This is a genomic window from Vibrio sp. 5S239, from assembly GCF_041439575.1.
GTDB classification, from domain to species: Bacteria; Pseudomonadota; Gammaproteobacteria; order Enterobacterales; family Vibrionaceae; genus Vibrio; species Vibrio kanaloae.
The window spans coordinates 181937-207671 of record NZ_JBGOOM010000003.1 but is presented as its reverse complement, the minus strand read 5'-3'; the positions used below and the strand labels follow the sequence as shown (position 1 = coordinate 207671).

16 protein-coding genes are annotated in these 25735 nt (G+C 44.7%); 3 read left to right on the top strand and 13 right to left on the bottom strand.

Going from position 1 to position 25735, the window contains the following annotated elements; all coding sequences use genetic code 11:
• The first annotated feature begins 224 nt into the window (after window positions 1-224).
• The 3 genes from ACED48_RS04435 (at window position 225) to ACED48_RS04425 (ending at window position 4138) form a co-directional block, all read left to right on the top strand.
• Window positions 225-1238: a Fe(3+) ABC transporter substrate-binding protein gene (locus tag ACED48_RS04435; RefSeq protein WP_017056638.1), complete on the top strand. Its 1014-nt coding sequence runs from the start codon at window positions 225-227 to the stop codon at window positions 1236-1238.
• A gap of 246 nt (window positions 1239-1484) precedes the next feature.
• Window positions 1485-3110, top strand: coding sequence for an iron ABC transporter permease (locus ACED48_RS04430; RefSeq protein WP_017056639.1), 1626 nt, complete (start codon window positions 1485-1487; stop codon window positions 3108-3110).
• Complete coding sequence (locus tag ACED48_RS04425; protein ID WP_017056640.1) at window positions 3110-4138, top strand: ABC transporter ATP-binding protein; 1029 nt, start codon at window positions 3110-3112, stop codon at window positions 4136-4138. Before ACED48_RS04430 ends, ACED48_RS04425 begins: the two co-directional genes overlap by 1 nt.
• 149 nt (window positions 4139-4287) lie before the next feature.
• Here the strand turns inward: ACED48_RS04425 and ACED48_RS04420 are convergent, their stop codons facing one another.
• The 13 genes from ACED48_RS04420 to ACED48_RS04360 form a co-directional block, all read right to left on the bottom strand.
• Complete coding sequence (locus tag ACED48_RS04420) at window positions 4288-5700, bottom strand: phosphoglucomutase/phosphomannomutase family protein (protein WP_017056641.1); 1413 nt, start codon at window positions 5698-5700, stop codon at window positions 4288-4290.
• A gap of 74 nt (window positions 5701-5774) precedes the next feature.
• Complete coding sequence (locus ACED48_RS04415) at window positions 5775-8180, bottom strand: GH36-type glycosyl hydrolase domain-containing protein (RefSeq protein WP_017056642.1); 2406 nt, start codon at window positions 8178-8180, stop codon at window positions 5775-5777.
• Between the two features lie 145 nt (window positions 8181-8325).
• Complete coding sequence (locus tag ACED48_RS04410; RefSeq protein WP_017056643.1) at window positions 8326-10248, bottom strand: beta-N-acetylhexosaminidase; 1923 nt, start codon at window positions 10246-10248, stop codon at window positions 8326-8328.
• A 12-nt stretch (window positions 10249-10260) separates the two neighbouring features.
• Entirely contained in the window at window positions 10261-11145 is an 885-nt protein-coding gene (locus ACED48_RS04405; protein ID WP_017056644.1) for an N-acetylglucosamine kinase, read from the bottom strand.
• A 2-nt stretch (window positions 11146-11147) separates the two neighbouring features.
• Window positions 11148-12869, bottom strand: a complete 1722-nt coding sequence (locus tag ACED48_RS04400) for a glycoside hydrolase family 9 protein (RefSeq protein ID WP_017056645.1) — start codon at window positions 12867-12869, stop codon at window positions 11148-11150.
• A 98-nt stretch (window positions 12870-12967) separates the two neighbouring features.
• Window positions 12968-13963 carry an ABC transporter ATP-binding protein gene (locus ACED48_RS04395; RefSeq protein ID WP_017056646.1) on the bottom strand — a complete coding sequence of 332 codons (996 nt, stop codon included), beginning with the start codon at window positions 13961-13963 and terminating at the stop codon, window positions 12968-12970.
• An 87-nt stretch (window positions 13964-14050) separates the two neighbouring features.
• A complete protein-coding gene (locus ACED48_RS04390; RefSeq protein WP_017056647.1) occupies window positions 14051-15034 on the bottom strand; it encodes an ABC transporter ATP-binding protein in 984 nt (327 codons plus the stop codon).
• A 2-nt stretch (window positions 15035-15036) separates the two neighbouring features.
• A complete protein-coding gene (locus tag ACED48_RS04385; protein ID WP_017056648.1) occupies window positions 15037-16062 on the bottom strand; it encodes an ABC transporter permease in 1026 nt (341 codons plus the stop codon).
• 2 nt (window positions 16063-16064) lie between these two features.
• Window positions 16065-17051, bottom strand: a complete 987-nt coding sequence (locus ACED48_RS04380; protein ID WP_017056649.1) for an ABC transporter permease — start codon at window positions 17049-17051, stop codon at window positions 16065-16067.
• A gap of 169 nt (window positions 17052-17220) precedes the next feature.
• Window positions 17221-18903, bottom strand: coding sequence for an ABC transporter substrate-binding protein (locus ACED48_RS04375; RefSeq protein ID WP_017056650.1), 1683 nt, complete (start codon window positions 18901-18903; stop codon window positions 17221-17223).
• 718 nt (window positions 18904-19621) lie between these two features.
• Window positions 19622-23011, bottom strand: a complete 3390-nt coding sequence (locus ACED48_RS04370; protein ID WP_017056651.1) for a response regulator — start codon at window positions 23009-23011, stop codon at window positions 19622-19624.
• 216 nt (window positions 23012-23227) lie between these two features.
• Complete coding sequence (rsmC, locus tag ACED48_RS04365; protein WP_017056652.1) at window positions 23228-24250, bottom strand: 16S rRNA (guanine(1207)-N(2))-methyltransferase RsmC; 1023 nt, start codon at window positions 24248-24250, stop codon at window positions 23228-23230.
• A gap of 109 nt (window positions 24251-24359) precedes the next feature.
• Window positions 24360-25445 (bottom strand): AI-2E family transporter, encoded by a 1086-nt coding sequence (locus ACED48_RS04360; RefSeq protein ID WP_017056653.1) that lies wholly within the window; start codon window positions 25443-25445, stop codon window positions 24360-24362.
• Window positions 25446-25735: the final 290 nt, after the last annotated feature.

Here is a 25735-nt window from a genome sequence, read left to right as displayed (position 1 = left end):
CTTTACTATTTATAGTCGCCTGGCTCAGGCTGTGATATATCAAGCGAGGCTAAGTGTTCAACTAGAAATTGTGATGAGAATGGTTGTAATATATTGTTACAAAAGTGCGAGTTTTAAGATGCTGAACTGAGTGTTTTTTTGTCGGTCGTCATTGTAATTATGTTATTGATGAATATAATAACGCAACTGATAGACATTATCATTTCGATATAAAGGACTTTACAATGAAGAAACTGCTAACACTTTCAGCTCTAGCGTGTAGTGTAATTGCTCCGACAGCAATGGCTGCGGAGGAAGTAAATGTGTACTCTTACCGTCAACCATTCCTAGTTGAGCCAATGTTCAAGGAATTCACGAAAGAGACTGGCATTAAAGTAAACGTTAAGTTTGCTAAAAAAGGTTTAGCAGAGAAGTTAGCACAAGAGGGTGAATACAGCCCAGCTGACGTTGTATTAACTGTCGATATCAGCCGTCTATCTGAACTTACTAAACAAGATCTAGTTCAATCTGTTGAAAGTGATGTGCTGGAAAAGAACATTCCTGCTCAATACCAAGATACTGCTAACGAGTGGTTTGCTCTAACAACTCGTACACGTAGCGTTTATTCTTCGCGTGACCGTGTTGGTCGCCTAGGTGAAGAGTTCACTTATGAAGATTTAACTAAGCCTGAATTTAAAGGTAAAATCTGTACACGTAGCGGTAAGCACCCATACAATGTTTCTCTAGTATCTTCGATGATTGCTCACAAAGGTGAAGCTGAAACGAAAGAATGGCTAGAAGGCGTAAAAGCAAACCTAGCACGTAAGCCTCAAGGTAACGACCGTGCACAAGTTAAAGCGATTAAAGAAGGTCTATGTGATGTTGCTCTTGGCAACAGCTACTACCTAGGTAAGATGGTTAACGATAAAGAGCAAAAAGCTTGGGCTGACGCTGTTTACATTAACTTCCCTAACCAAGAGACAACGGGTACTCACGTAAACATCTCTGGTATGGCAATGGCTAAATACTCTCCAAATGAAGAGAATGCCGTTAAGCTAATGGAATTCCTATCTGGTAACACAGCACAAAGCATGTACGCAGAAGTGAACTACGAATACCCAGTGAAAGCAGACGTTAAACCTTCTGAGCTTGTTGCTTCATGGGGTGAATTCAAAGCTGATACAATTTCTCTAGACCAGATCGCTGACCACCACGCTGCTGCAATCAAGCTATTAGACGAAGTTAAGTTCGATCTATAACTTATTCTTTTAGGCTTTTGCCCGCAAAAAATCACAACCCCAAGTCGCCACTTTTTGGCCACTTGGGGTTGTTTGTTTTTTGAAAGTCACTTTTTGATACAAAGCTCGCCGTTAATCCTCTGAGTTATGAGCATCTCACCTTGAAGTCATTACAGTATATGGGTATAAATACCCCCACCATTAAAAGGATATGAGATGTATTTGCAAATGCATTTGTGTTTCATTAAGCCTCGTTGTAGTTAGGCGATGAAAGAGAAGAATTATTTATGGAACACCAGCAGCGTCATCATTGCTGTATTGCTGGTTTTACCTGTCTTAGCAATTTTTACGACGGCTGTTGGAGAAACTGATGAGCTATTTTCTCATCTGATGTCCACAGTGATGCCCACCTATGCTTACAATACGGTGGTTTTAGTCATAGGAACCATGTTCCTGTCTTTAGTTTTTGGTATTCCGTCTGCTTGGATTATGGCAATGTGCCGTGTGCCGGGTGAGCGTGTTTTACAGTGGGCACTCGTCCTGCCATTAGCAATGCCAGGCTATATCGTTGGATATATCTTTACTGATTGGTTCGACTTTGCTGGCCCTGTTCAGGTTCTACTGCGAGATCTTACTGGGTGGGGACCAGGAGAGTATTGGTTCCCGGATATTAGAACCTTGTCGGGCGCTATTATTGTTCTATCTCTCGTCCTTTATCCTTATATTTATTTGTTGTGCCGTGCAGCATTCATGGAACAAAACGTCTCCTTATTGCAATCCGCCCGTTTGCTAAAATGCTCACCTTGGGAAAGTTTCCGTCGTATCTCCTTACCACTTGTTCGTCCATCAATGGCGGTAGGTTTGTCTCTTGTTGCGATGGAAACCATAGGTGACTTTGGTACCGTGAGTTACTTTGCGGTAAATACTTTAACGACTGCGGTTTACGATACTTGGTTGGGCTATTCGAGCCTAACAGCCGCTGCAAAGATATCGGCAATTATGTTGGTGATCGTCATTCTCTTATTGAGTACCGAGCGATATAGCCGTCGTAAACAGAAACTGTTCCAGAATCAATTCAGCAGTCGCGAAGATTTTCGTTACGATCTTTCCGGTTGGAGAAAATGGTTGGCACTGTTCTGGTGTTGGGGATTAGTGTGCGTTGCATTCTTGTTCCCTCTTGGCCAGTTAATGATCTATGCCTACAAATATTTCGCACAAAGCTGGACGCCTGAATTCAGAGAGTACGCCGTTAACAGCCTTTATGTGTCTGTAGTTGCGGCGATTATTGGCGTTATCATTGCGATGATTGTGAATTTTAATCAGCGTGTTAGCCCAAGTAAGAAAAATCAGGCTTACATGAGACTTGCTTCAATGGGTTATGCCGTGCCAGGCACCGTATTAGCGATTGGCGTGATGGTACCTGTGTTGTTTATGGATCACTTGGTCAATGACATCGCAAAAGTGATGGAGTGGGGGCGACCAGGACTTATTTTCTCTGGTTCCATGTTCGCGCTTATCTTTGCCATGGTGGTGCGTTTTTCGGCGGTTGCTATTGGTAGTATCGAAAGTAGCCTAAGTAAAGTATCTCCTTCATTGGATATGGCTTCTAAAACCATGGGTTGCAATACCAACCAGATGTTGCGTCGTGTTCATTTACCTTTGATTAAGCGCGGCGCGCTGATCGCTGGTTTATTGGTGTTTATCGAATCAATGAAAGAGTTAAATGCGGCATTGCTGTTACGTCCTTTCAATTTCGAAACATTGGCGACTTATGTTTATAACTATGCCTCAGATGAGCACCTAGAATTGGCGGCGATGCCTGCTGTATTATTGGTGTTGGTGGGTTTAATTCCTCTGATCATCGTAAACCGTTCCTTGGAGCAGAAACACTAATGAGTTGTGCATTATCAATTAAAGAGCTGACGTGTAAGTATGAGTCGCAAACCATTTTGGAAGCGCTTTCTTTAGAAGTTGAGCATGGTGAAATTGTTTGTCTGCTTGGTGCAAGTGGCTGCGGAAAAACCACCTTGCTTAAGGCGATTGCGGGTTTACTTCCATTGAGTCGCGGCGTAATGAGCTTAAACTGTCAAACCATCGATGATGGTGAGCGTTGGTTGCCACCAGAACAACGAAACATCGGTATGATTTTCCAAGATTACGCCTTGTTCCCGCACTTGACGGTCAACCAGAATGTCGGTTTTGGCTTGAAAGATCTCTCTGAACATCAAAAGAAAGAGAAGGTCCAAGAGATGTTGGAGTTGGTTCATTTAGATGAATTCGGTGACCGATATCCACACCAACTTTCGGGTGGTCAACAGCAGCGAGTGGCGATTGCTCGTTCTTTGGCATATAAGCCAGACTTACTACTGTTAGATGAACCATTCTCAAACATCGATACTCAGGTTCGCCATGAGTTGATTTCTCAGATTCGTAAGATTTTTAAGAAGCAGGGTGTCACAGCAATCTTCGTAACTCACAGCCGTGAAGAAGCGTTCGCATTTGCAGATAAGATGGCAGTAATGAACCATGGTGTGATTGAACAGTATGGTTCGGCATCTGAGTTATATTTCCATCCTTCGAGTAAGTTCGTTGCAGACTTTTTGGGCGGTGGTAGCTACCTTAATGCACAGCGTATTTCAGAGCATGAATTTGAAACCAGTTTGGGTATGGTTGAAGCCAAACCGCAAACGGAGATCAAATTCGGCAGTGCGTGTGAGCTTCTTTTAAGACCACAGCATATTCAAGCTAGTTATGAACAAGACAGTGCTATTTCAGTGTTAGAGCAGCAATTTATGGGCGATCACTGTCGTTATGTCATCGAAGCGCATGGTCAAAAGTTATTAGCAACCTCGTCAGAAGCACTTGAAGTGGGTATGCCGGTCAACGTAAAAGTAGATACCAAAGGCGTATTGGCTTTTTAAAGAGATATAACGCGATACTAATCGTTACAAGAATCGCGATAAAAAAGCCCAGCACTTTAATCAAAGTACTGGGCAAGGGTTCTTCACTTATAGGCTTTAACAAGGCAGTGATTTGTTAAGCCCATACAAAACTGCTGCACTCTATAAGCCTATAGAGAGAGGAAGTCTTTCACTTTTTGAAGAACATGTTCTGCAGTGTCTTTATCTTCCATTTCTGCGAAGATTCGTAGTAACGGCTCTGTTCCTGAGAAGCGAGCAATGACCCAGCCGCCATTCTTGAAGTACACCTTAGCGCCATCTTCATAGCTGACTTTTTCAATTTCGTATTCAAACTCAGGCAGTTGTTTCTCTACGTAGATTTTTGTGTAGAGCGCTTCTTTCTCTGAAGGTTTGAATTTGCAATCCCCTTCCGCTGTATACGCATAGCCATACTTAGAGTAAATCTCATCAAGTAATTCAGACAGCTTCTTGCCCGTCACACTGATCATCTCAACCAGTAAGCTTGAAGCAAATACGCCATCCTTACCTTTGATGTGGCCTCGAATAGTTAAACCACCCGAACTTTCGCCGCCAATCAGAGAATCATCAGCTTCCATTTGCGAGCTGATATGCTTAAAGCCTACAGGAACCTCAAAGCTCTTCTCTCCATGATCTGCCGCCACTTTATCCAATAGATGTGTGGTTGCGATATTTCGAACCACAGAACCTTTCCAGCCTTTGTATTCCAATAAGTAGTAGTAAAGAAGTAGCAGCACTTCGTTAGGGTGAATGAAGTGACCTTTTTCATCAATGATGCCTAAACGGTCGGCATCGCCATCAGTACCAATACCAATGTCGTAACCTTCAGCCGCAACTAAGTGCTTCAATCGATAGAGCGTTGCAGCATTTGGCGATGGCATCAAGCCACCAAAATCTGGGTTTTTGCCATCGTTGATGACGTCGACATCACAGCGACCGTTAATCAGCACTGTTTGCAGCGCATTTTTTGCCACGCCAAACATTGGATCAATCAGTACACGTAGGTTAGCTTTCTTGATCGAATCGATATCGATGAAGTTGATGATTGAATCAACAAAGTCGTTCATCGGGTTGATGATCTCGATTTCTTTGTCGTTTAATGCTTGTTCGAAATCGACGCGGATAACATCTTCGTTGGTCAGTGTTGCGATTTGCTGTTCGATCTTCTCTGTGATGATCTCATCGGCATCGCGGCCGCCTTCAATGAACACCTTAATACCATTGTAATCAGCGGGGTTGTGAGAAGCGGTAATACACGCCGAGTAGGTGCAGCCCATCTCTTTTGCTTGGAACATCACGATAGGTGTTGGAACAAACTTATCGATGAAGCTTACTTTGATGTTGTTCGCCGCAAGTACTTCTGCAAACCAACATGCGGCTTTATCGGAAAGGAAGCGACGGTCATAGCCGATCACAAACCCATTCTTGGCTGCATCTTCGTTGTTGATGATGTTAGCGAGTGCTTGCGCTACCAAACGGACGTTTTCTCTAGTGAACTCCTCACCAATGAAAGCGCGCCAGCCACCTGTACCAAATTTAATCATTAGAAAATCCTTTTAGTCTCATTGTCTCAAGCCTGTAAAGACTTGAGACAAGAGCTGTTCGTTAAATTGCGTGACTAGCCTAGAACAACGATAACATCGTTCACGCTGTCTTCTGCTTGTACTGGGATTGCGCCTTCAACTGACTCACCATTGATAGTGATAGAGGCAACGCCTTTGCTTACTGCATTCGGGTTTTGCACTTTGATGTTGTAAGTCGCGCCACGCCATTGACGAGTAACCTCGAACTCTGGCCAATCAGTCGGGATACAAGGATCAACTGTTAAGCCTTCAAAGCCTGTACGGACACCAAGAATGAAGTTGGTTACCGCGAAGTAAGCCCAACCCGACGTACCCGTTAACCAAGGGTGGTTTGCACGGCCGTGGTCTTGGTGATCTTTACCCATGATGAACTGCACGTACGAGTATGGTTCTGCGTAACGCGTTTCAATCATGTCGTTTTGGTTGTACGGGTTTAGTGCGTCGTAGAATTTCATCGCACGGTCACCACGGCCAAGTTTCGCCTCTGCTACCCAAGCCCATGGGTTAGGGTGAGAGAAGATTGCACCGTTCTCTTTTACGCCTTGGTAAACGCGAGTTACGAAGCCGATGTCATCGTTTGGTGTTGCAAATGAAGGAGAGTTTAGGTGTAGGCCGTATTCAGAGAATAGGTTCTCATCAACAGCGTCCATCGCTTTCTCACCGCGTTCTTGAGATACCGCGCCAGATAGAACGGCTAGCGTATTTGACTCAAGGTGTACACGACCTTCAGCTTGTTGAGCGGTACCGATCTTGTCGCCATTTTTAGTTAGACCACGGATGTACCAGCCACCCTCGTCATCCCAAAGGTGCGTTTCACACGCTTCGCGAACATTCGCTGCCATTTCAGTGTATTTAGCAACGTCAGCGTCATTATTGCGGAACTTAGCAAGGTCCAAGAATTCTTGTAGCGCCCAGAAGTGCAGGAATGAAACCATTGACGATTCACCGCCACCTAGGTTCAAACAGTCATTCCAGTCAGCACGAAGGCCTTTACAAATACCCGTTTGACCCACGTATTCAGCAGAGAAGTTCAGTGCCGCTTTCATGTGTTCGTAAACTGTCGCGTCGCCACCGTCTGCGTATGGGATCACTTCATCAAAGAAGTCGTGCTCACCGGTTTCCATTACGTATTTGATTATGGTCGGAACGATCCATAGGTGATCATCAGAACATGTGTCTTCAATGCCGTGGATCTTGTCGTCATCTGACGGTGTTGGAACAACCGTTGGTGATTTTGATGGCTCAACGTCGGCTTTCTCTGGATCGAACCAGTCAGGATCGAACAAGTGTAGACCGTAGCCCGCTTTCACTTGGCCGCGAAGCAGGTCGATAATACGCTTCTTGGTCATTTGTGGGTTGGCATGAGGTACTGAAATAGCGTCTTGCGCCGTATCACGGTAACCAAGACCAGTACGACCGCCAACTTCGATGAATGATGCAAAGCGTGACCAAACCACACAGGTTTCCGCTTGGTATAGCGTCCACGTGTTGATCATTGTATCTAAGCCTTCGTTTGGCGACTTAACTTGGAATTTGTTGCAACGCTCGTCCCAGTGATCTTTGATGCCTTGGAAAGCGGCGTCTACGTTTGCTGTGTCTTGGTACTTCTCACGTAGGCGTTCACCGTTGCCTTTACCTATACCAAGTACATACGCAAAGCGAACTTCTTCACCCGGTTGAATCGTGAATTGTTTATGTAGAGAACCACAGTGGTTGTAACAGGTTTGAGCGCTGTTAGAACATTTACCGTTTTCAACTGCAATTGGGTTAGCTTCATCACGATACATGCCAAGGAAGTTGTCACGCTGACCATCGTAGCTGTCTGGCGAGAAAGTTGAAGCTAGGTAGTAGAAGCCTTCAAAGTTGTTAGTGTTGTAGTACAGATCGTATTCCAGAACACCTTCTTGGTAAGACGTGCCCGCAGAGTACAAAGACATCTGATGGTTTTGGTTATCCGATTGAATATGACTGAAAGAGAACTCAACAAACGAGAAAGTGCTGATGGTTCTTGGCTTGTCAGTGTTGTTCTTTAATACAACGTCCCAAACTTCTGCATCTTCACCCTTAGGCACAAAGAGAGTCTTAGTTGCGGTAATGCCGCTGTATTCACATTTGAATTTTGAGTATGACAGACCGTGACGAACTTCGTAGTTCGCTTCATCTAGGCTTTTTGCCACTGGCTGCCAAGAGATAGACCAGTAATCACCCGTATCATCATCACGCAGGTAAACATAGTGTCCTGGGCGGTCGAATGTGCCGTTTGGACGGAACTTAGTAACACGGTTGTATTCCGGAGAATTGTAGAACGAGTAACCGCCCGCATTGTGCGAAATTACAGTACAAAACTTTTCAGTACCTAGGTAGTTGGTCCAAGGTGCTGGTACATCAGGGCGAGTGATGACGTATTCGCGATTGTCGTTATCGAAATAGCCGTATTTCATTGTCATTTCCTTTTTAACAAACTGCATCAATGCAGCTAATTTTTAAATAGTGATGCTGAGTCGTATCTAACTGAGCACCTTAATTTGAGTCAGCAACTTAATTTAAGTCAGCAACCGTTCGATGTGAGTGTCGCTTTGGTTTGTTTTATTGAGCTTTCCAAGGGTTGCGATAATCAACATTGAGTCTGTCGAGTAATGGCAGATGCCCCTTTAGGCGAGATAGGTAATCTAGCCAGTTTCGGTTGTTTTTATGTGTCCAACATCCTTCAGCTAAAGCGCTAATTCTTGGGAATACCATGTAATCCATACGCTTTTGGTTGGTGACGATCTCACACCATAGAGCACACTGAATTCCGCGGATCCGCTTACGAATTGGATCGGTGTCGGATATCTCAGCAAGTGCTTCGTAGGTATAAGCTTGTTCTAATGGGATAACGGCAGCCCAATCTACGCCCGGTTCTTCCGGTGCATAATCTTGGGTCATGTCGAGATAGGTAAACTGTGCAGGTTGCAACACCACATCAAAGCCTTGGCGAGCGCAATTGACAGCCGCTTCTTCACTGAGCCATGAGTAGATGATGGTCTCTTTACTCACTTTGTCGCCGTGCTGTGCTTCTTCCCAGCCGACCATGCGTTTGCCGAGTTGCTTAAGCTTGTTTTCGGCATAGCGGAATAGGTGACCTTGTAGGTCTTTGCTGTCTTGGTACTGGTGCTCTTTCATCAACGCTTGAGCAGCAGGGCTGTTGCTCCACACTCCCGGTGGCACTTCGTCTGCACCCATGTGAATTAATTCGCTCGGGAACAGCTCTGCGACTTCTTCAATAACTGCATCTAGAAATTGGTAAGTGCCTGGTAAACCTGGGTTTAGGACGTTGTCGTTGTAGTGCTGAATGCTCTTGTATTGAGTGGTGTCAGCTTGCTCTACCAACATGTCAGGCAGTGATTTGATTGCGGCACGGCAGTGTCCCGGAATATCGATCTCTGGGATCACCGTGATGCTGCGTTGCTCTGCATATTCAATGACTTCGCGAATCTGTTGTTGTGTGTAGAAGCCGCCATAGTTGTCAGCAATGTGGGTGTATTGCGGTTCTAATGCATGATCAGGGCCACGCCAAGCGCCAATTTCTGTTAGCTGTGGCAGGCTCTTTATCTCAATTCTCCAGCCTTCATCATCGGTTAGGTGCCAGTGAAAAACGTTGAATTTGTACTGCGCCAATTGGTTGATCAAACGCTTCACTTGCTCCACAGAGTGGAAGTGACGAGCACAGTCCAACATCATTCCGCGGTACTTAAAGCGAGGTTGGTCGGCGATTTTGCAACATGGAAGAGAAAAACGAGTACTACCCGACGGCTCAATTAATTGTATTAAGCTAGCGACGGCATGGATAAAGCCAGACTGGCTACCAGACTCAATATTAACGTGTTGTGAGGTGATATTTAGTTTGTACTCGGCTTCATCTAAAGTTGGGTTATTACGAAATAGAATGTTGCCGCTATTCTCGGTAACTAGAGATAAATCAAAGGTAGAGAGCAACTCTTGTTCTAACCAAGTCACGGCGTTGTCTGCAAGGTGAGATTTAATCTCAACTTTACAATTGCTGTTTAGTTCAAAATGACCTTGATCAACCTTGAGCTTGTTTGGACGTGGGATGAGAGCTAGCCTTGAAGCGCTTACTGCTGGAAGTTGACTACGTTCACTATAAGGAGATGCTAGCACTATTGGAGAGATAGCCACCGGCAGAACAGAGGCTTCTCCCTTTGAGTACGATTGGATAAAGGCATCATTCAAGCCATCCGAATAGAAGCGGAATGGTGCGCTTTGAATACTGAATTCAAGGTAGTAATGGTTGTTGGCCTTTAACACTGACGAACTTGGTGTGAACGAGCAAAAGCTGCCAACTTGAGTCAGCTCTCCTTGCGATAAACTCTCTGGAAGGATGAATCGATCAAATGCAAAGTGCAGAGACCAATCTTTTACGTCGAGGTCACTTAAGTTATGTACCGTAAGGCCAAATCGACAGTTATTTTTTTGTTCAGAAAGAACAGCTAAGTCGATGCGATAATTCATATAACTTCCCTGCTAAGCCTGTTGATACAAGTTGTGTTGTGGTTTTCCGGCAAACATCAATGCGCCTTCAATAGCGTCGAATTGAGGTTTAACGATCCATTGTTGTACTGGTGGTGATAGCCAGTTGAGAATACGCTCAGCGATACTTCCCATTAAGCACACCTTGTCAGCGCCTTTTCGATGCAGTGCTAAGACAAACATTTCGATATCAGCCGCGGTTTGCTTGAGCATATCGATAGCCAGTTCGTCACCTTCGTTAGCGAGTTGAAAAATAACTGGTGAGAATTGACCGTAATCCTTTGGAATCGCGCCTTTTGACCATTCGACAATGGCATCCACATCATTATTAAAGTGATTCATCACATGTAGAGTCAGCGGGGTTTTGCTGCGAATTCCGTCTTCTGCAAGCAAGACTTGTTGAATCAAACGTAAGCCCATGACTGCGCCGCCGCCTTGATCTGAAATCGGAAATTCACGACCGCCAACCACATGTTGCTCACCGTCTTTTAGGTAGATACCGCAAGAACCCGTACCACCAATCATGATTGCTCCGTTTTGGCCATTGTGAGCACCAATACAAGCACCATAAGCGTCGGTATTTAACGTCATGCTAGCGAAAGGGTGTGTCTGTGCCATGAAGTCGAGCCATGCTGACTTTTGCTCTGCGCCAGCTAGCGCCAAACCAACATGCATATTAGAAAAATCGTTAGAGTCGAGTTGCCCTTGCTGCGCCGCTTGAGTAATCGCATCAACAATTGAGCTCATCGCTACATCAACACCCAAAAGGATGTTGGCGCTGCCACTTTTCGCTTCACCAATGAGTGTGCCTTGGTCATCGCGAATACGCGCACGACAAGAAGTGCCACCACCATCAATACCTACGTAGTAAAGAGTCATGATTATTGCTCCTTACGCTGTGCTAGGAAATTGAATTGCGCAGCGGTTGCTAATAGGAACCACGCACCATGAGGGATCCATTGCTCACCCCAACGCCAGTTTTGAAGCATGTCATCTTTTTGTGCTGGTGGATTGAACGCAATGCCTTGTTCATCGTCAAAACCAGCTGTGATGCCATTACAGATACCGCCTTTCGCATTGAAGAAACCAAGCAGAGGCAGGTAGTCTGGGTTGTTATGTCCATGACCATCGAGCATGCACATGTGGTATGGGTTGAGGCCCAAGATCCAATCAAGGCTATTTTGTGAAAGCTGGATTAAGCGCTCTTGAAGTTCGCTATCTTTAATGTGCGGTTGAACTAGGTAAGCCATGGTTGCGAGTGAGCCAAGGCGTGCGTTTTCGCCTTGCCACCAGTAACCGGTTTCGTTCTGTTGAGCGACGAAAAAGGCATCACGTTTATCACCATCGACAGATTTAACGTATTGTCTTGGATAGCCAAATGGGTTGGTGACTTTATCGGTGATGTTGATTTCGAACTGACAAGCTTGTTCAACAACTGTGCGCGCCTGTTCTTTTAATTCAGCATCGGTTTCGTTGTTGATGTATTCGCATAGTGTAATCACAGGAAGACCGGCTTCAGCTGCGTGAAAGTATGGACGAGAGCCATCAGAGTTTGCCGACCAGAAGTGCTCAAATGAATCATCTGAATGTTGGCGAGAGATTAAACGAGTCGCCCAAGTTCTTGCTTCTGATAGGTATTGCTGGTCTTGTGTTACGCGATACAGCTCATTGGCTGCGAGTAGGGCGCAATACTCATCGATGATGTTCTCTTCACCATCGTTTAGATACTGGAGGTTGTACTCTTTTAGATGCCAGTAACCCTTAACAGCCGTTTCAAGGTATGTGTGGCTCGAGTAGCCGCCAGAGATTTCAAGCTCAGAAGCTGCAGCTAATGATGCGATAGCAACACCTGCACCTTGTCGGTAGCCCGCTTGTAAGTCCGTTGATTTATGACCTTCTTGAGTCGCATAAGCGCAGATATCGCGTTGGTTGATATCTTTACTCCATTTGTCGAATACCGTCATATAAAAGTATCCGTCAGCGTCTTGCATGCGCACTAAGAAGTCGGCACCGAACAGAGCCTCTTCCGTTAGACGAGTCATGGAGAATTTTGGGAAGTCAGGGTTATTGATGGTTAAGCGCACGCTTTTAAGCATGTTCCAAACAACCATAGGAATCTGTTGAGGATTGAGGTAGTTACCATAAGATAGGTGGCTAAAGTACTTACTTACATCGCCTGATGCGTCATACCATCCACCGTGTACATCGACGTATCTGTCAGTGCCGAGAATTTTTGCTTGTCGATCTTTCTTGTCAAAAGTGCCGCCACAACGTTGTGACTTGAAGTAATGAAGCACATCAGAAAAGGTGTGGTTCATTAATAGGTTGCTCCCGATCTCGAACACTTCTGAGCGTAGGTTATCAAAGCGCAGGTAGTAGCGACCAGATTCAGTAACTGAACTGAAATCGATAGTGAAGAATTGTCCTTGATGCCAATTTGCTACATGGCCTTGTTTAACCACATCAAAACTTCCGACAGTCATATGGTTGTCAGCACAGACGAGTAAAGCCGTAGTGCTCGATAGACGAGCTTTCTTTGTTTGTAAGATAGCTTGCTTTGGGCCTGTGGACTCATAGCCAATATGGTTGGTCAATAACAGCATCAATATTCTCCGACAGTCCTAGTTTCTATTGGCTAGGTACTTGAATGTTTTGGATATAAATAGTTAGGGTCCGCAGACCCTAACTTGGACTTTATTGCTTAGCTTTCGTGTAGGTAACAACGTACAAAGTGGTTATCAGCTAACTGTGTAACTCCTGGCAGCTGTTCTTTACACTTGTCCATCGCGTGAGTACAACGGCCTGCAAATGGGCAACCTGCTGATACTGGTGTCCAAAGTGGGATCTCCCCTTTGTTACCTGCTAGTTGGTCGTGTATCGATTTCTTAGGATCTGGAACTGCCGAAACCAATAGCTGAGTGTAAGGGTGTTGAGGGTTAGCAATCACATCATCGGTATCGCCCCATTCCACCATGTGTCCCACGTACATCACTGAAAGATCTTCAGCAATGTAACGAGCGGTTGCGATATCGTGAGTGATGTAAAGAAGTGACATTTGCTTCTCAAACTTCATCTCTTCCATCAGGTTCAAAACACCAGCACGAATCGATACATCAAGCATTGAAGTTGGTTCATCAGCTAATACAACTTCGGCACCTACCGCGATGTTGCGGGCTAGGTTGACACGTTGACGCTGACCACCAGAGAGTTGGTGAGGGTATTTTTGCGCCGTCTCTTTTGGTGGGATTAAGCCTACTTGCTCTAAAAGATCGTAAACGCGTTCTTCTAACTCTTTCTTGTTACCCGGAGATACTTTCTTGTGGATCAACAGTGGTCGAGCAATGTGGTGGAAGATATTGTGCGTTGGGTTCAATGAACCAAACGGGTCTTGCCATACCATCTGCACGCCTTCACGGTAGTGCATAAGATCTTTTCTGCTTGAGATCTCTTGGATATCACGACCTTTGTATTCGATCGTGCCGCCTGAAGGCGCATACATTTTTGCGATCATTTTTGCGGTTGTTGATTTGCCTGAACCAGACTCACCAACCACTGCTAGGCCGCGGCTTTTGTACATCTTGAATGACACGTCGTTAATTGCACGCATCATCGGGGTTTGAATGGTGGTACTGCTTATTGGGAAGTCTTTTACGACATTCTTGCCTTCCACCAATAATTGACCTAAATCTTTGCTCATAATTGTCTCCAGAATCCTTATTCGCTTTGCTTGTTTTTAGGCGGTCGAGCCGCCTTGTTCGTTATTCACGCTGAGTCAGCGTGCAAGCTATAGCTTCCTTTGTACTATTGGGTCACCGTACAGGTGGCAGTTAGACAAATGTCCCGGGTCGATAGAACGCAGCTTGGTTGGCACCTTGGTACACGTTTCATGTACACGGTCACAACGAGCTTGGAAACGACACCCTTCAGGGATCTCTAACAGGTTCAGAGGGTTACCCGGAATACCTGCTAACTTTGTCTTTGGCCCTGTCAGTGGAGGGAAAGAACTTCCCAGCCCTTTGGTGTAAGGGTGGTAAGGGTTTTCTAGAATATCTTGAGAGTTAGCCACTTCGATTAGCTCACCCGAGTACATGATGCCGATGCGGTCAGAGAACTCGACCATCAATGACAAGTCATGGGTGATGAACAGAATCGAGAAGCCAAACTCTTCTTTCAGTGCATAGATCTTTTGTAGGATTTCGCGTTGTACAACCACATCAAGTGCGGTTGTCGGCTCATCCATGATGATCAGCTTTGGATTCAGTGCGAGAGCGATAGCGATAACTAAGCGCTGACGCATGCCACCAGAGAATTGGTGAGGGTAGTCACTCAATCGGCTCGGGTGAATATCTACGATTTCAAGTAGACCTTCAGCACGTTGTTGAGCTTGCTCACGAGTCATGTTGGTGTGACGCATAATTACGTCACAGAACTGCTCTTCCATCGGTAGTACTGGGTTGAGTGCGTTCATTGCGCTCTGAAATACCATCGACATCTCGCTCCAACGGAACGACTGCATACGGTCATCACTGTATTCCAGGATGTTCTCACCGTTGAAGATAACCTCACCACCACTGATGTAAGCGGGCGGCTTATGAAGACGCATAAGAGAGAAAGCGACCGTTGATTTACCACAGCCAGATTCACCAGCTAGGCCGAATACTTCACCTGGAGCGATGTCGAAACTTACGTTGTTACACGCACGAACATCGCCAGACTCTGTAATGTAATCCACGCATAAGTTGCGGATAGAAATTAGTGGTTCAGACATGATTATTTATCTCCGCTCCAAAGTGCATTTTGTGGTGGTAGTTCTGGTTCACGTTCTTCTTTGTCTTGAGCTGCTAGTTTCTTCCAACGCTTCATGCCTTTGTGAGAACGCAGTTGCGGGTTAGCAATTTCATCGACAGCGAAGTTAAGTAGAGCAAGGCCAGTTACAAGTAGTGTCAGTGCGATACAAGGAGCCAACAGTTCCCACCAAGCGCCAATCAGCATTGATGAAGAGGTTTGAACGTTGTAAAGCATGATGCCCCAGCTGATTGTGTTCGGGTCACCAAGACCTAGGAACGAGATGGTTGCTTCCATCATGATTGCGTACATCACCGAACCGATGAAGCTTGCGCCAACGATAGAGATAAGGTTTGGCAGAATCTCTACGAAGATGATGCGGAATGAAGATTCACCCAAAACTTCAGCGGCTTTTACAAACTCTTTTTCACGCAGTGCTAAGGTCTGGGAGCGAACAACACGGGCGCCCCAAGCCCAGGACATAAAGCCGATAACCAAGGTTATGGTGAGTGGCCCTGCCTCACCGATAAAGGCAGCTACTACGAACAGTAATGGGTATTGAGGGATTACTAGCATGATATTCATTGCGGCTGTTAGAACGTCATCGACACGGCCACCGAAGTAACCTGCAGAAACACCAATAACAGTTGCGAGTAAACATACTGTTAGACCCGCACCAAAACCTACAGCAAGAGATACGCGTGCGCCGTATACAACTTGAGACCAAACGTCACGACCCATACGAGTTGTACCTAGTACGTGGTCTGCCTTTTTGGACATGATCAATGTACGACGGTCGTCTGCTAGGTTTTGAGCAACCCAGCCATCAGGGTTAGTTTGTGCAGACTTCACCACGAAACCAGGATATTCGTGTGGGTTACCTGTACGCTTGTCTGGTACATGTTTGGTGATTAATGGAGCTGCAATAGCGCCAAGAATAAAAATACTTAGGATGATGACGCCTGTTAGGGCCATCGGGTTACGCCAAATGAGTTTTAGAAAGTCTTTCATGATTATTTACCACCCTTACGAAGACGAGGGTCAAGAACAACGTAAAGCATGTCTGCAACTAGGTTAAAGAACAGCATGAATAGCGTCATGATAAGCAGCTGACCTTGCAGTACTTGGTAATCACGAGCGTTAATTGCGTTGAAAAGTACGCTGCCAAGACCTGGGTAGTTAAAGATAATTTCGATAATTAACTGACCACCGATTGCCATACCTAGAGACATCGAAAGCGCTGTCACACTTGGTAGCATCGCGTTACGAGCTGCGTAATTGAACACCACTCGGTTTTCGCTAAGGCCTTTGCCTTTCGCCATTGTGATGTAGTCTTCGGCTAGTAGGTTGATCATGTTGTTACGCATGTTTACTAGGAAGCCACCAATTTGAACAATGGATGCACATAGCAAAGGTAAAAAGGCGTGGTAAGCGACATCTTTAATGAATGCCCAGCTTGTCCAATCTGGAATCGTACCTGCGGTATAGGCGTAACCTGTTGGGAACCACTTCAAGCCAATTGCAAAGGTAAATAGTGCAATCATTGCGATAACAACTTGAGGAACTGCTTGTAGAATCAGCATTCCTGGAGTTACGAAGGCATCGTATTTACTGCCGCGTTTCCACGCTGCGAAAATACCTAGGATTGAACCAATAGAGAAAGAAAGAATAACGGCGGTGCCTGCTAAGAATAGCGACCAACCAAATGCTCCACCCAACAGTGTATTAACAGAAAGTGGGTAGAATTGAATTGATGTACCAAGCTCCCAGCTTAGAATGTTCTTCATGTACGCTACGTATTGAACAAAATAGCCGCCATCAACGAAGCCTAATAGTTCTTTCATTGCAGCAATACGCTCAGGAGTAACTTGTACAGAAGCGTTCGCAAACATCATGGTAACTGGGTCACCAGGCATTGCTCTTGGAATAATAAAGTTTAACGTCGCTGCAACTAATAGCGCGACAAAATAAAATGACAAACGTCTTAAAAAATAACCCATAACTCACACCTTACTCACCCAGATTGTTTCCCTGTTTCTGGATTCAGGTCGCTCCTAGCGAAATTTGGAACGAAAAATCCCCTGACGACTAGCGCCATACTTTCAATTGAGAGAGTGGGGATTTTTATAAGCGGCGTAAGAGGTTACGCCGCAAGGATTGAACGATTACTTATTTAACTGGTTTTAGGTCCAGTACATGAAGTAGACGCTCTGGAATACCAGCCCAAATGTTTGGACGGCCTTTTGGATTTTCTTCGTTCCACCAACCAGTGAAGCGAGTTGTGTTGTATTGGTACATGTAAGCACCAGACATCACTGGGATTGTCACTTGGTCTGCAGCGATGATTTGCTGGATACCGTGTGCAATATCTAGCTGCTCGTTCTTATCAGCTGTTTTGTAGAAGCTGTTTAGAAGACCATCTAGCTTATCGTTTTTGTAGAAGTGCATTGCGAAACGAGGCATACCATCACCAGATTGTAGTGATGAGTTGTAAGCACTGTTCCAGTACGTGTATGGATCCGCACCATGGAAGTAGTTTGTGTATGCTACGTCGTATGTACCTTCAAGCATTGCTTGGTTGTAAACAGAGAAGTCAGGTGTACGAGCTTTCGCTTTAATACCGATTTCGTTCAGCTGTTCTACCGCTAGTTGAACTGTGTTGTTGAAGTCAGTCCAGCCGTTTGGCGATTGAATCATTAGTTCGAAAGACTTGCCTGATGGAGTGTCAACAAAACCATCTTTGTTTACATCTTTGAAGCCAGCGTCAGCAAGAAGCTTCTTCGCGCCTTCAGCGTTGTATGTGTTGAAGCCTTTGTACTTGTCGTGAGTTTTTTCATCAGACCAAGCTTCAAACGCGTAGCCAAGACCCGATGCGAAATCGTTCACAGTACCGCCACCGTAGAATGCGATGTCGATGATAGTTTGACGGTCAAGAGCCATAGAGAAAGCACGACGGAAGTCAACGTTGCTCAATGCTTCATGTTTCGCAGCATCAGGGTGCTTGAAGTTAACGATGAATGCCTGTGTACCTGCCGGCGGGTACCAGTAGTGGTGTTTAGGGCTAGCTGCTGCGTATGTACGATCGATATCTGGAACGAAAGAAGACGTCCAGTCCATTTCACTGTTTACAACTTTACCTAGGAATTGGTCGTTGTTCGCAATTTGTGGAACACGTAGACAGTCAACATCTAGGTTGTCTGCATCCCAGTAGTTCGGGTTTGCACACTGGATGTATAGTTGGGCTGTAAACGTATCGATTTCTGTAAATGGACCAGAACCTACTGGGTTCTCATTGGTAAACGTTGATGGATCTTTAACGTCTTTCCAGATGTGCTTAGGTACTACAGGTACTTTAGCAATCTCGTAAGGTACGTTTGAGTTTGCTTCGGTTAGTGTAAACTTAACTTGGTTGTCGTTCAGTTTTTCTACAGAAGTTACCCAAGAGTTGATACCAGATTGGTCAAGCTCTGGTTTCTCTTTTACAAGGTTGAAAGAAAAAACAACATCATCAGCAGAGAAAGTTTCTCCGTCAGACCATTTCACACCCTTACGAATGTCGAAAACAACGCTCATCAGATCATCTGACATCTTGAAGTTTTCAGCTAGACGGAACACTGGAGTGTTACCGTGCATTTCGTTAAATACTACTAGCGGCTCATACATGAAGTCAGTTGTAGTATGTAGGTTAGTAGCACCAAGGTACGGGTTAAAGTTACGTACGAATGTAGTGTACTCTTTCGGGTGAACGGTCAGTTCACTGCGTTCTGCAGCGGTTGCTACTGATGCAAAACCTGTTGTAGCAGTTGCAATAATTGCTGTTGCTATTGCTGTTTTTTTTATATTGGCAAGCATAGCTGTTCCTTACTATTTGCTTTCATTTCACTAATGGATTGAATGTTATCTGTCGCTAAATTTGCTTAGTAGATACACACTCTGGTTAAAGGCCTACCTCTTCTTCTTCTTCGTTGCTCCAGATTCATCGCTGATTCCGAGAAGTGGTAAGAGTGGCCTGTAGGCCTTTGGCAGGAGTAAGAAAACACCTTATCGATGAATTAATCAAACTCGTTTCCCGTCAAAAACGTTAAAAATACACAACCCCACGTCATTAACGTTAAAATAGGTTGCTTTGGTGGTTTTTTGTTCGCAATTGTTAAGGTGATGTGACTCGCATTTGGTTTTGAGGTTTTTGCTATGTGTAAGTAGTCACTAACGTTAAAGGCTTTTTATTATAATGATTTAACCTACGTTGGTATAATTGTAGATCTTGGTCACTTGCCAGTTTTACGTTAAATTTCCCTAGAAAATTAAATCTGCCGTTCTGTTGTGACTCGCTTCTCAAACTGCAACAAAGAGTCAGCTAACGGTCAGATATTATTGAGAATAGAACGAAAAGTACTGACGGTTACGAGGACGCACTGTGCGTAATTGGCGTGAATTCTTCCTTGTTTAAAGACGTAAAAAAAGTGCGTTGCAAGTGTTGGGATTCTACTTTTTGTGATTATTAGGCGTACAAAAAAGCCCACGCTAGGTGGGCTCCATTATTCAAAGTATCGTGATGTTGGTTCAGGGTTTAACTGGTCAGTAGTTTCTGAAGTTTATCCCTTAGCATCTCAATGTGGGTTCTTTCTGGCGTCTGTTCTTTGCAGTGTTCCAGTATGAATTCGATTGAGCTCAGTACCGTTCGCCAGCGAGGCGTTTTCGGTAGGGTTTCTACGCGTAGGTATTTGTCTAGTGTTCGAGTTTGCAGCGTACTGCGGTCTAAGTAGACGCGCCACAAGCCACTCTTCTCTGCGAAGGCAAACTTAGTTTCACCTGTTACTGATTCCCAGTAAATGATGGCATTGGTCATGGCATCAACCAATACTTCACGCATTAATTCCTGTTTATTTTTACCTTCACCGCTCGCTTTATCTGCGATACGAGTAAACTCACCTCCGAGCTCTTTCAGCTGTTGGAGCTTATCTTTGTCACCTTCAAAGGCGTAGCTTGAAAGTGCCTCAACCGCCGTTTCAAGGTTATTGACTCGGTTTGAGTTAACGCCACCACCCACATTGAAGATGTACATGGTGTCGAGCCCTGAGCCTTCAGGTAGCTTAAGGATATCACTTGGAATGCGCTGACGTGTGTCATCTATGTAGATATCAATATCACCGCAGTAGTGGGCTTGTTCTATTTTGAGGTACTTAGGAGCAATGATTTCGTCAGCCATTGAACGCTTAAGTTGCTCTTGCCCACGCCTAAAGAGTTTCGCTGCTGCTTCGTTGGCGAAGCGAATACGTTGATCATCACGAATACATATAATGGCTTCAGGGGCTGATTCTAACTGTTCTAGTAAACGTCCTTGTGTCTCTAGTAAATTAGCTTCAACCATGGCTCTGTGTTTAAGCTCTAGTTGCAGTTGGTCATTTTCAAGTCGTCTTTGCTCAGCTTTGCTTGCTGATAGGTGCGCAGTAATTCGAGCGGCTAACTCTTGTTTGTTGAATGGCTTGGATAAGTAGTCATTGGCTCCGACTTCGAAGCCTCGCACTCGGTCCTCTGCCTGGTTAAGCGCCGTAAGCATGATAATTGGTAACTGTGCATGGTCATATTGTTTACGCAGTGTCTCACAAACCTGGTAGCCACTCATACCAGGCATCATGATGTCGAGTAGAAGTAATTCAGGCTTCTCTTTTTCAATTATTCCAATGGTTTCTGGGCCGTCACATGCGGTACGAACTCGAAAACCTTCTAACTTCAAGAAACTGTCTAATACTCTTAGGTTTACTGGCTCATCATCTGCGATTACTAAGAGTGGGCCGTCAGGGTTTTCATTGATAACGCTGTCTTCTTGTTGAGTATTATCAATTAAATCTGGAGCTTGAAAGTGTGAGTAGTTGCCAGACTTGCTGTAGTTCTGCAATTCTTCTTGCGTAGCTAAAGGTAGCGTAAAGCTGAAGGTAGTGCCAAGCATCGGTTGACTACTTACGTAAAGTGACCCGCCCATAAGCTCAATCAGTTGACGGCTAATGGATAACCCAAGCCCTGCACCTTGACGATAGTTGCCTGCATCTTGACCTGCTTGAACTAAGGGTTCAAAGATGTGCTCTAGATACTCAGCGGGTATACCTTGTCCGGTATCAACAACTTGCACGCGAATGTTGTCGTCAATAACGCTTGCAGAGATGACTATCTTACCTTCTGATGTGTACTTGATGGCATTACCGACCAAGTTATACATCACTTGCTCAAGGCGTTGAGGGTCAGATGAAACTAGCCCCAAATCACTAGGAACTTGGTTAATAATGCGGATTGGTTTACTACCCAGCAGGTGATGTGACAGCTCAAGCACCAAGCTGGTGGCTGCAGACAGATCAACTGCAGATTTCTTAATATCCAAGCTGCCGTAGCGCATTTTGTGGTAATCAAGCAGGTCATCAACCAGTGTTGCTAGTCTCTGACCACTATTAATGATGATATCTAGCTGGTATTTCTGGTTAGCTGGAATTGGACCGTTCGCACCAGATATTAGTGCTTCGGCAATACCAACCATCCCATGCAGTGGTGTTCTAAGTTCGTGAGAAGTCGTCGCTAAGAACTCATCTTTTAGTTTGTTAGCAAGGTGCAACTCTTCGTTTTGCTTTTGAATGGTCTTAAGGTTGTCCTCAAGTTCATCATTCTGGCTTCTTATCAGCTGCATCTTTTCGCGAATTGAGCGCTGCATTCGTTCGAAGCTTACTGCAAGGCGGCCTATCTCATCTTTTCGCTCGGTATTGATCATCGTTTCATCAAGATCACCAGCAGATACTTTCTCGGCTGCCCAAGTGAGTTTGAGGAGCGGCGATGTGATGAAGTTGGATAGGTAATGCGATGAAACAAATACAAGAATGATTGCAGTTAACATTACGATTACGAAGATCTTTTCTAGCTGGTGAATTCGGGAAAATGCTTCTTTCTCTGGCAACTCGACAACGAGAGCCCAAGTTGCATATTTGAGTTCAATTGGCGTATAGGCAGCTATGATCGCTTGATCTTGAGTGTTATCGAACGTACCCACTGCAGTTTCGCCCGCAAGCGCTTTATCAACAACGTCTAGGCTTAAGTTGATCGATTCTTGCGAATGCGCAAGGCTACGCGGCAGGTGATCATCACCCACAAGCAGCGTCTGAATATTTGAACTCTTGTTGAGATCCGCGATAAGTTTCGTTATGCCGTTGATCGGTAATCTAAACATCGCATAGCTGTGCAGATAGCCCTGCTGTACGATAGGCGCACCTAACCATGCTGTTTGTTTACCATTCTCGTCTTTAAAGTCAGAGACAATAACAGGCGTGTAATCCTCATTAGATTTGCGTCGGTCGGTTACGTCTTTTTTTAGTTGTTGAAAGGTAGTGCCTAGGTTTGAATCCTTGTACTTACCGGTCAGTAAATTGGTGCCATAATCATCATGCTTAGATACGGAATAAGCGACGTTACCGTTGATATCAATCAATAAGATATCGTCAAAATCAGAGCGCTTAAGCAGTTCTAGGTAAGCGTTGTGGTAGCGTTTGTGTAGTAGGCGATAACGCTCACTGCCAATAAAACTGTTCGATTCTGGAAGAATAGATGTTTTGATTTGATCGCCTGATCCTTGAATATAACGCTGCTGTGCATTGCTACGTGCTTCGTCAATATCTAGGCCGAGCCTTTGAAATGCATTGATCAATCCATAGAATCGCCCACCACTGGCATTAGCCAGTTCTGATCGTACAAAGCCCATGACTTGGGACTCTTGAGCTTGAAGGTAATCGACGATTTGCTGTTGCTTAGTATCACGAACCGAAACAAGATGTGAGGTGCTTTGTTCCTGTAGATCTTGACTGTGCGACTGGAGGAAGAATATTGCGATTAGTGTCACTGGGGTAATACTGAGGACAAGAAATGCCAGCATTAGAGTATTTTGAAGGCGCTTAAACTTCTGCTTACGATAGAATCTAAACATAAATTGGGTACTACTTTCCTTTGATGTACTGCTAAAAGAGTCGAAAACAAGTACAGAGAATAGAATTAACGGGTTCCAATTTAACGAAATTAACGAGTTTTTTTACTTTGACAAGTAAGTGGTATTTAAAGCGTGTGCAAAAGCTCATTTTTATAGAGTTTTGACAAAAATATGAACAGACAGCGCAGATAATGACCCTGCGCTGTGCTAGAGAGGTTATTTGTTTGCGTGATAGATCGCGAATTTGGTGGTCTTATTTAGAGTCGCGCATTTTCCAAAAGATTGTTCAATAATTGGAATGTATTTTAAGAAGCTGTTCGCAACGATGAATAACTCTCCAGCACGCTTTAAGTGCTTCGGTGCCTGCGCCAGCAGAGTTTCCGTTGCACTGTAGCTGGTGTCTAAACCTGAGTGGAATGGTGGGTTACTGATGATGAATTGGTAGTCTTGTGCTGTATCAGAATAGACATCTGATGCGAAGACTTTACCTGTTAAACCATTCGCTTCCAGTGTTGCTTGGCTTGATGCCACGGCAAATGCACTGATGTCGCACATTTCTAGCTCGATATCAGGGTTACGAGACGCCATTACTGCACCTAATACGCCAGCACCACAGCCAAAATCCAGTACCTTGCCTTTTAGTTTTGGCAAAGTATCCAACAGCAGTTGGCTACCCACATCGAACTCACCGTGGCTGAATACGCCAGGAAGACTTTTTACGGTAAGTGATTGCTCACTAATGTTAACCGTGTAGGTTTTAAACCAGTCTTGTAAGTTGAACGCTTGTGGCTGTTCGAAGCATTGGCCCCAGTAGAAAGAACAGCGACGCGCTGAATCGTATTTTACGACCTTGCCGTAAGGCGCAAACATCTTCTCAATACTTTTCACGCCAGAGCGGTTTTCACCGACAACGACAATCTCTGTGTCCTTACCTAGCTTGGCAAACAGCATCGCCAACAAATACTCAGCTTCTGCCTTGGCTTTCGGCCAGTAGAGCATCACTAAGTCAGCTTTGGTCTCTTCGGTAAACTCAGCACCGTAAAAACGTTGGATGGTGCTACAACCTTCAAGCTGACGGTAGTAGCTGTAATTAGAAGTGAACACAGAGACAGATTCACAATGCTTCGCTAATTCAACAGGGAATAAGTCTTCGGCCTCACCAGCAACTAAAACATGTTTGCCTTCAAAGTAGGCGAGTTGACGCTGAGCAATCTGGCTTGGGGCAATGTAGGCGGACATAGGACACTCTATTGAATTGTTATCAAAAAATGAGGGCGGATTTTCGCATAATCCGCCCCAAGCTTGAAGTGTTTAATACGCGTTCGGCAGCAAGTTGCCTAAGAATCGGTTAACTCTTGTCTTGCTGGTTTAAAAAGTCTTTAAACTCTTCATCGTAGATATTGAATAGGACAATCGTTATAGCAAAAATCAACGGGCCATAGATAAGACCAATCAAGCCAAACAGTTGAATACCACCCAATAGTGAGAAGAAAATCATCAGGGTGTTCATGCCTGCGCTGCCTTGCATCAGAAGAGGACGCAGAAGATTATCAATTGAACCAACAATTGCCACACAGTAAACCGTTAGGAAAATTGCCCATGTGGTATCACCTGTTAGGAACAAGTAAGTTGCTGCTGGGATCCAGATTAATGCGGTACCCACAACTGGGATGAAAGAGGCAAAGCCCATCATGGTGCCCCAGAATAGGCCTGGGAAACCGGCAATCCACATACCTAACCCGCCCGCAAAACCTTGCGCTATTGCGGTTAAGAATGAACCCATTACAGCTGATTTCGATACTTGCTCAATCTCGGTTAGCAATTTGTCTTCTTGGCTACGAGATAAAGGCAAAATATGACGAACCACGCTGATGATTTTGTCGTGATCTCTTAATAAGAAGAACAGAACAAACAGCATCAAGAAGAAATCCATCAAGAAATTGGTCGCATCACCAAGGATTTTTGCACTGATACCAACCAGTTTTGAGCCAAAGCTGGTCGCAAATTCACCGACTTTTTGAGCGATGGCTTGAGGCTCAATGTTGTCAAAAGGGAGGTAGTTATTTACAAACGACAGCGCTTTGACCACCAATGGGTGGGCAAATAGAGTTTGAATGCCACCGTGTGTTACCCATTGATAGGTGTTTTGAGAAAACAGAGAACCTTGCTGAACAATTGCAGCAAACACTGCTAATAAAGGAATAACGATAATAAAAGTCAGTATCACACAAGAAAGCAATGAGACGATGTTTTTTTTCTTTGGTATCTTTCTTTCAAGCCACTCGTGGATCGGGAACATCAAAAGTGAAATGATAAATGCCATTATTATTGAGTTCACATAGGGTTCGATAAGCAGATAACAAGCAAAAGCCGCCGCGAGTAGGGCTATGATGATCACCCAATGGCTAGAATTAATTTTAATTTTTTCTGACACGATAATGGTCTCTATATTGGCATTCTAAGTTTATAATGGCTGCAAAACAGAGAGTTAGCAATGAGGAGTTTTGATTATGGGGTGCTGTGACAAAGATAAGAAATGCCAAGACGAAGAACAGCAAATAAAAAAAGAGATCCCGTGGTTCAGAATGTTCCTTGGTACGTTGATGTTGTTGGTTTTCCTTTTTTGGGAACGTTAGACGCTTTTTGTTAAGTTTTCGAACAAATTGACGGGTAATCTAAGCGGAAATACTCGAGGCTGAATAACTCGGCGCACTAAAAAGGGCT

Coding starts and splice junctions, on each gene's coding strand:
- rsmC (WP_017056652.1), bottom strand. CDS start 24,250: ATGTCCGCCTACATTGCCCCAAGCCAGATTGCTCAGCGTCAACTCGCC.
- ACED48_RS04435 (WP_017056638.1), top strand. CDS start 225: ATGAAGAAACTGCTAACACTTTCAGCTCTAGCGTGTAGTGTAATTGCT.
- ACED48_RS04430 (WP_017056639.1), top strand. CDS start 1,485: ATGAAAGAGAAGAATTATTTATGGAACACCAGCAGCGTCATCATTGCT.
- ACED48_RS04370 (WP_017056651.1), bottom strand. CDS start 23,011: ATGTTTAGATTCTATCGTAAGCAGAAGTTTAAGCGCCTTCAAAATACT.
- ACED48_RS04395 (WP_017056646.1), bottom strand. CDS start 13,963: ATGAGCAAAGATTTAGGTCAATTATTGGTGGAAGGCAAGAATGTCGTA.
- ACED48_RS04390 (WP_017056647.1), bottom strand. CDS start 15,034: ATGTCTGAACCACTAATTTCTATCCGCAACTTATGCGTGGATTACATT.
- ACED48_RS04400 (WP_017056645.1), bottom strand. CDS start 12,869: ATGCTGTTATTGACCAACCATATTGGCTATGAGTCCACAGGCCCAAAG.
- ACED48_RS04420 (WP_017056641.1), bottom strand. CDS start 5,700: ATGATTAAATTTGGTACAGGTGGCTGGCGCGCTTTCATTGGTGAGGAG.
- ACED48_RS04375 (WP_017056650.1), bottom strand. CDS start 18,903: ATGCTTGCCAATATAAAAAAAACAGCAATAGCAACAGCAATTATTGCA.
- ACED48_RS04380 (WP_017056649.1), bottom strand. CDS start 17,051: ATGGGTTATTTTTTAAGACGTTTGTCATTTTATTTTGTCGCGCTATTA.
- ACED48_RS04425 (WP_017056640.1), top strand. CDS start 3,110: ATGAGTTGTGCATTATCAATTAAAGAGCTGACGTGTAAGTATGAGTCG.
- ACED48_RS04385 (WP_017056648.1), bottom strand. CDS start 16,062: ATGAAAGACTTTCTAAAACTCATTTGGCGTAACCCGATGGCCCTAACA.
- ACED48_RS04410 (WP_017056643.1), bottom strand. CDS start 10,248: ATGAATTATCGCATCGACTTAGCTGTTCTTTCTGAACAAAAAAATAAC.
- ACED48_RS04405 (WP_017056644.1), bottom strand. CDS start 11,145: ATGACTCTTTACTACGTAGGTATTGATGGTGGTGGCACTTCTTGTCGT.
- ACED48_RS04415 (WP_017056642.1), bottom strand. CDS start 8,180: ATGAAATACGGCTATTTCGATAACGACAATCGCGAATACGTCATCACT.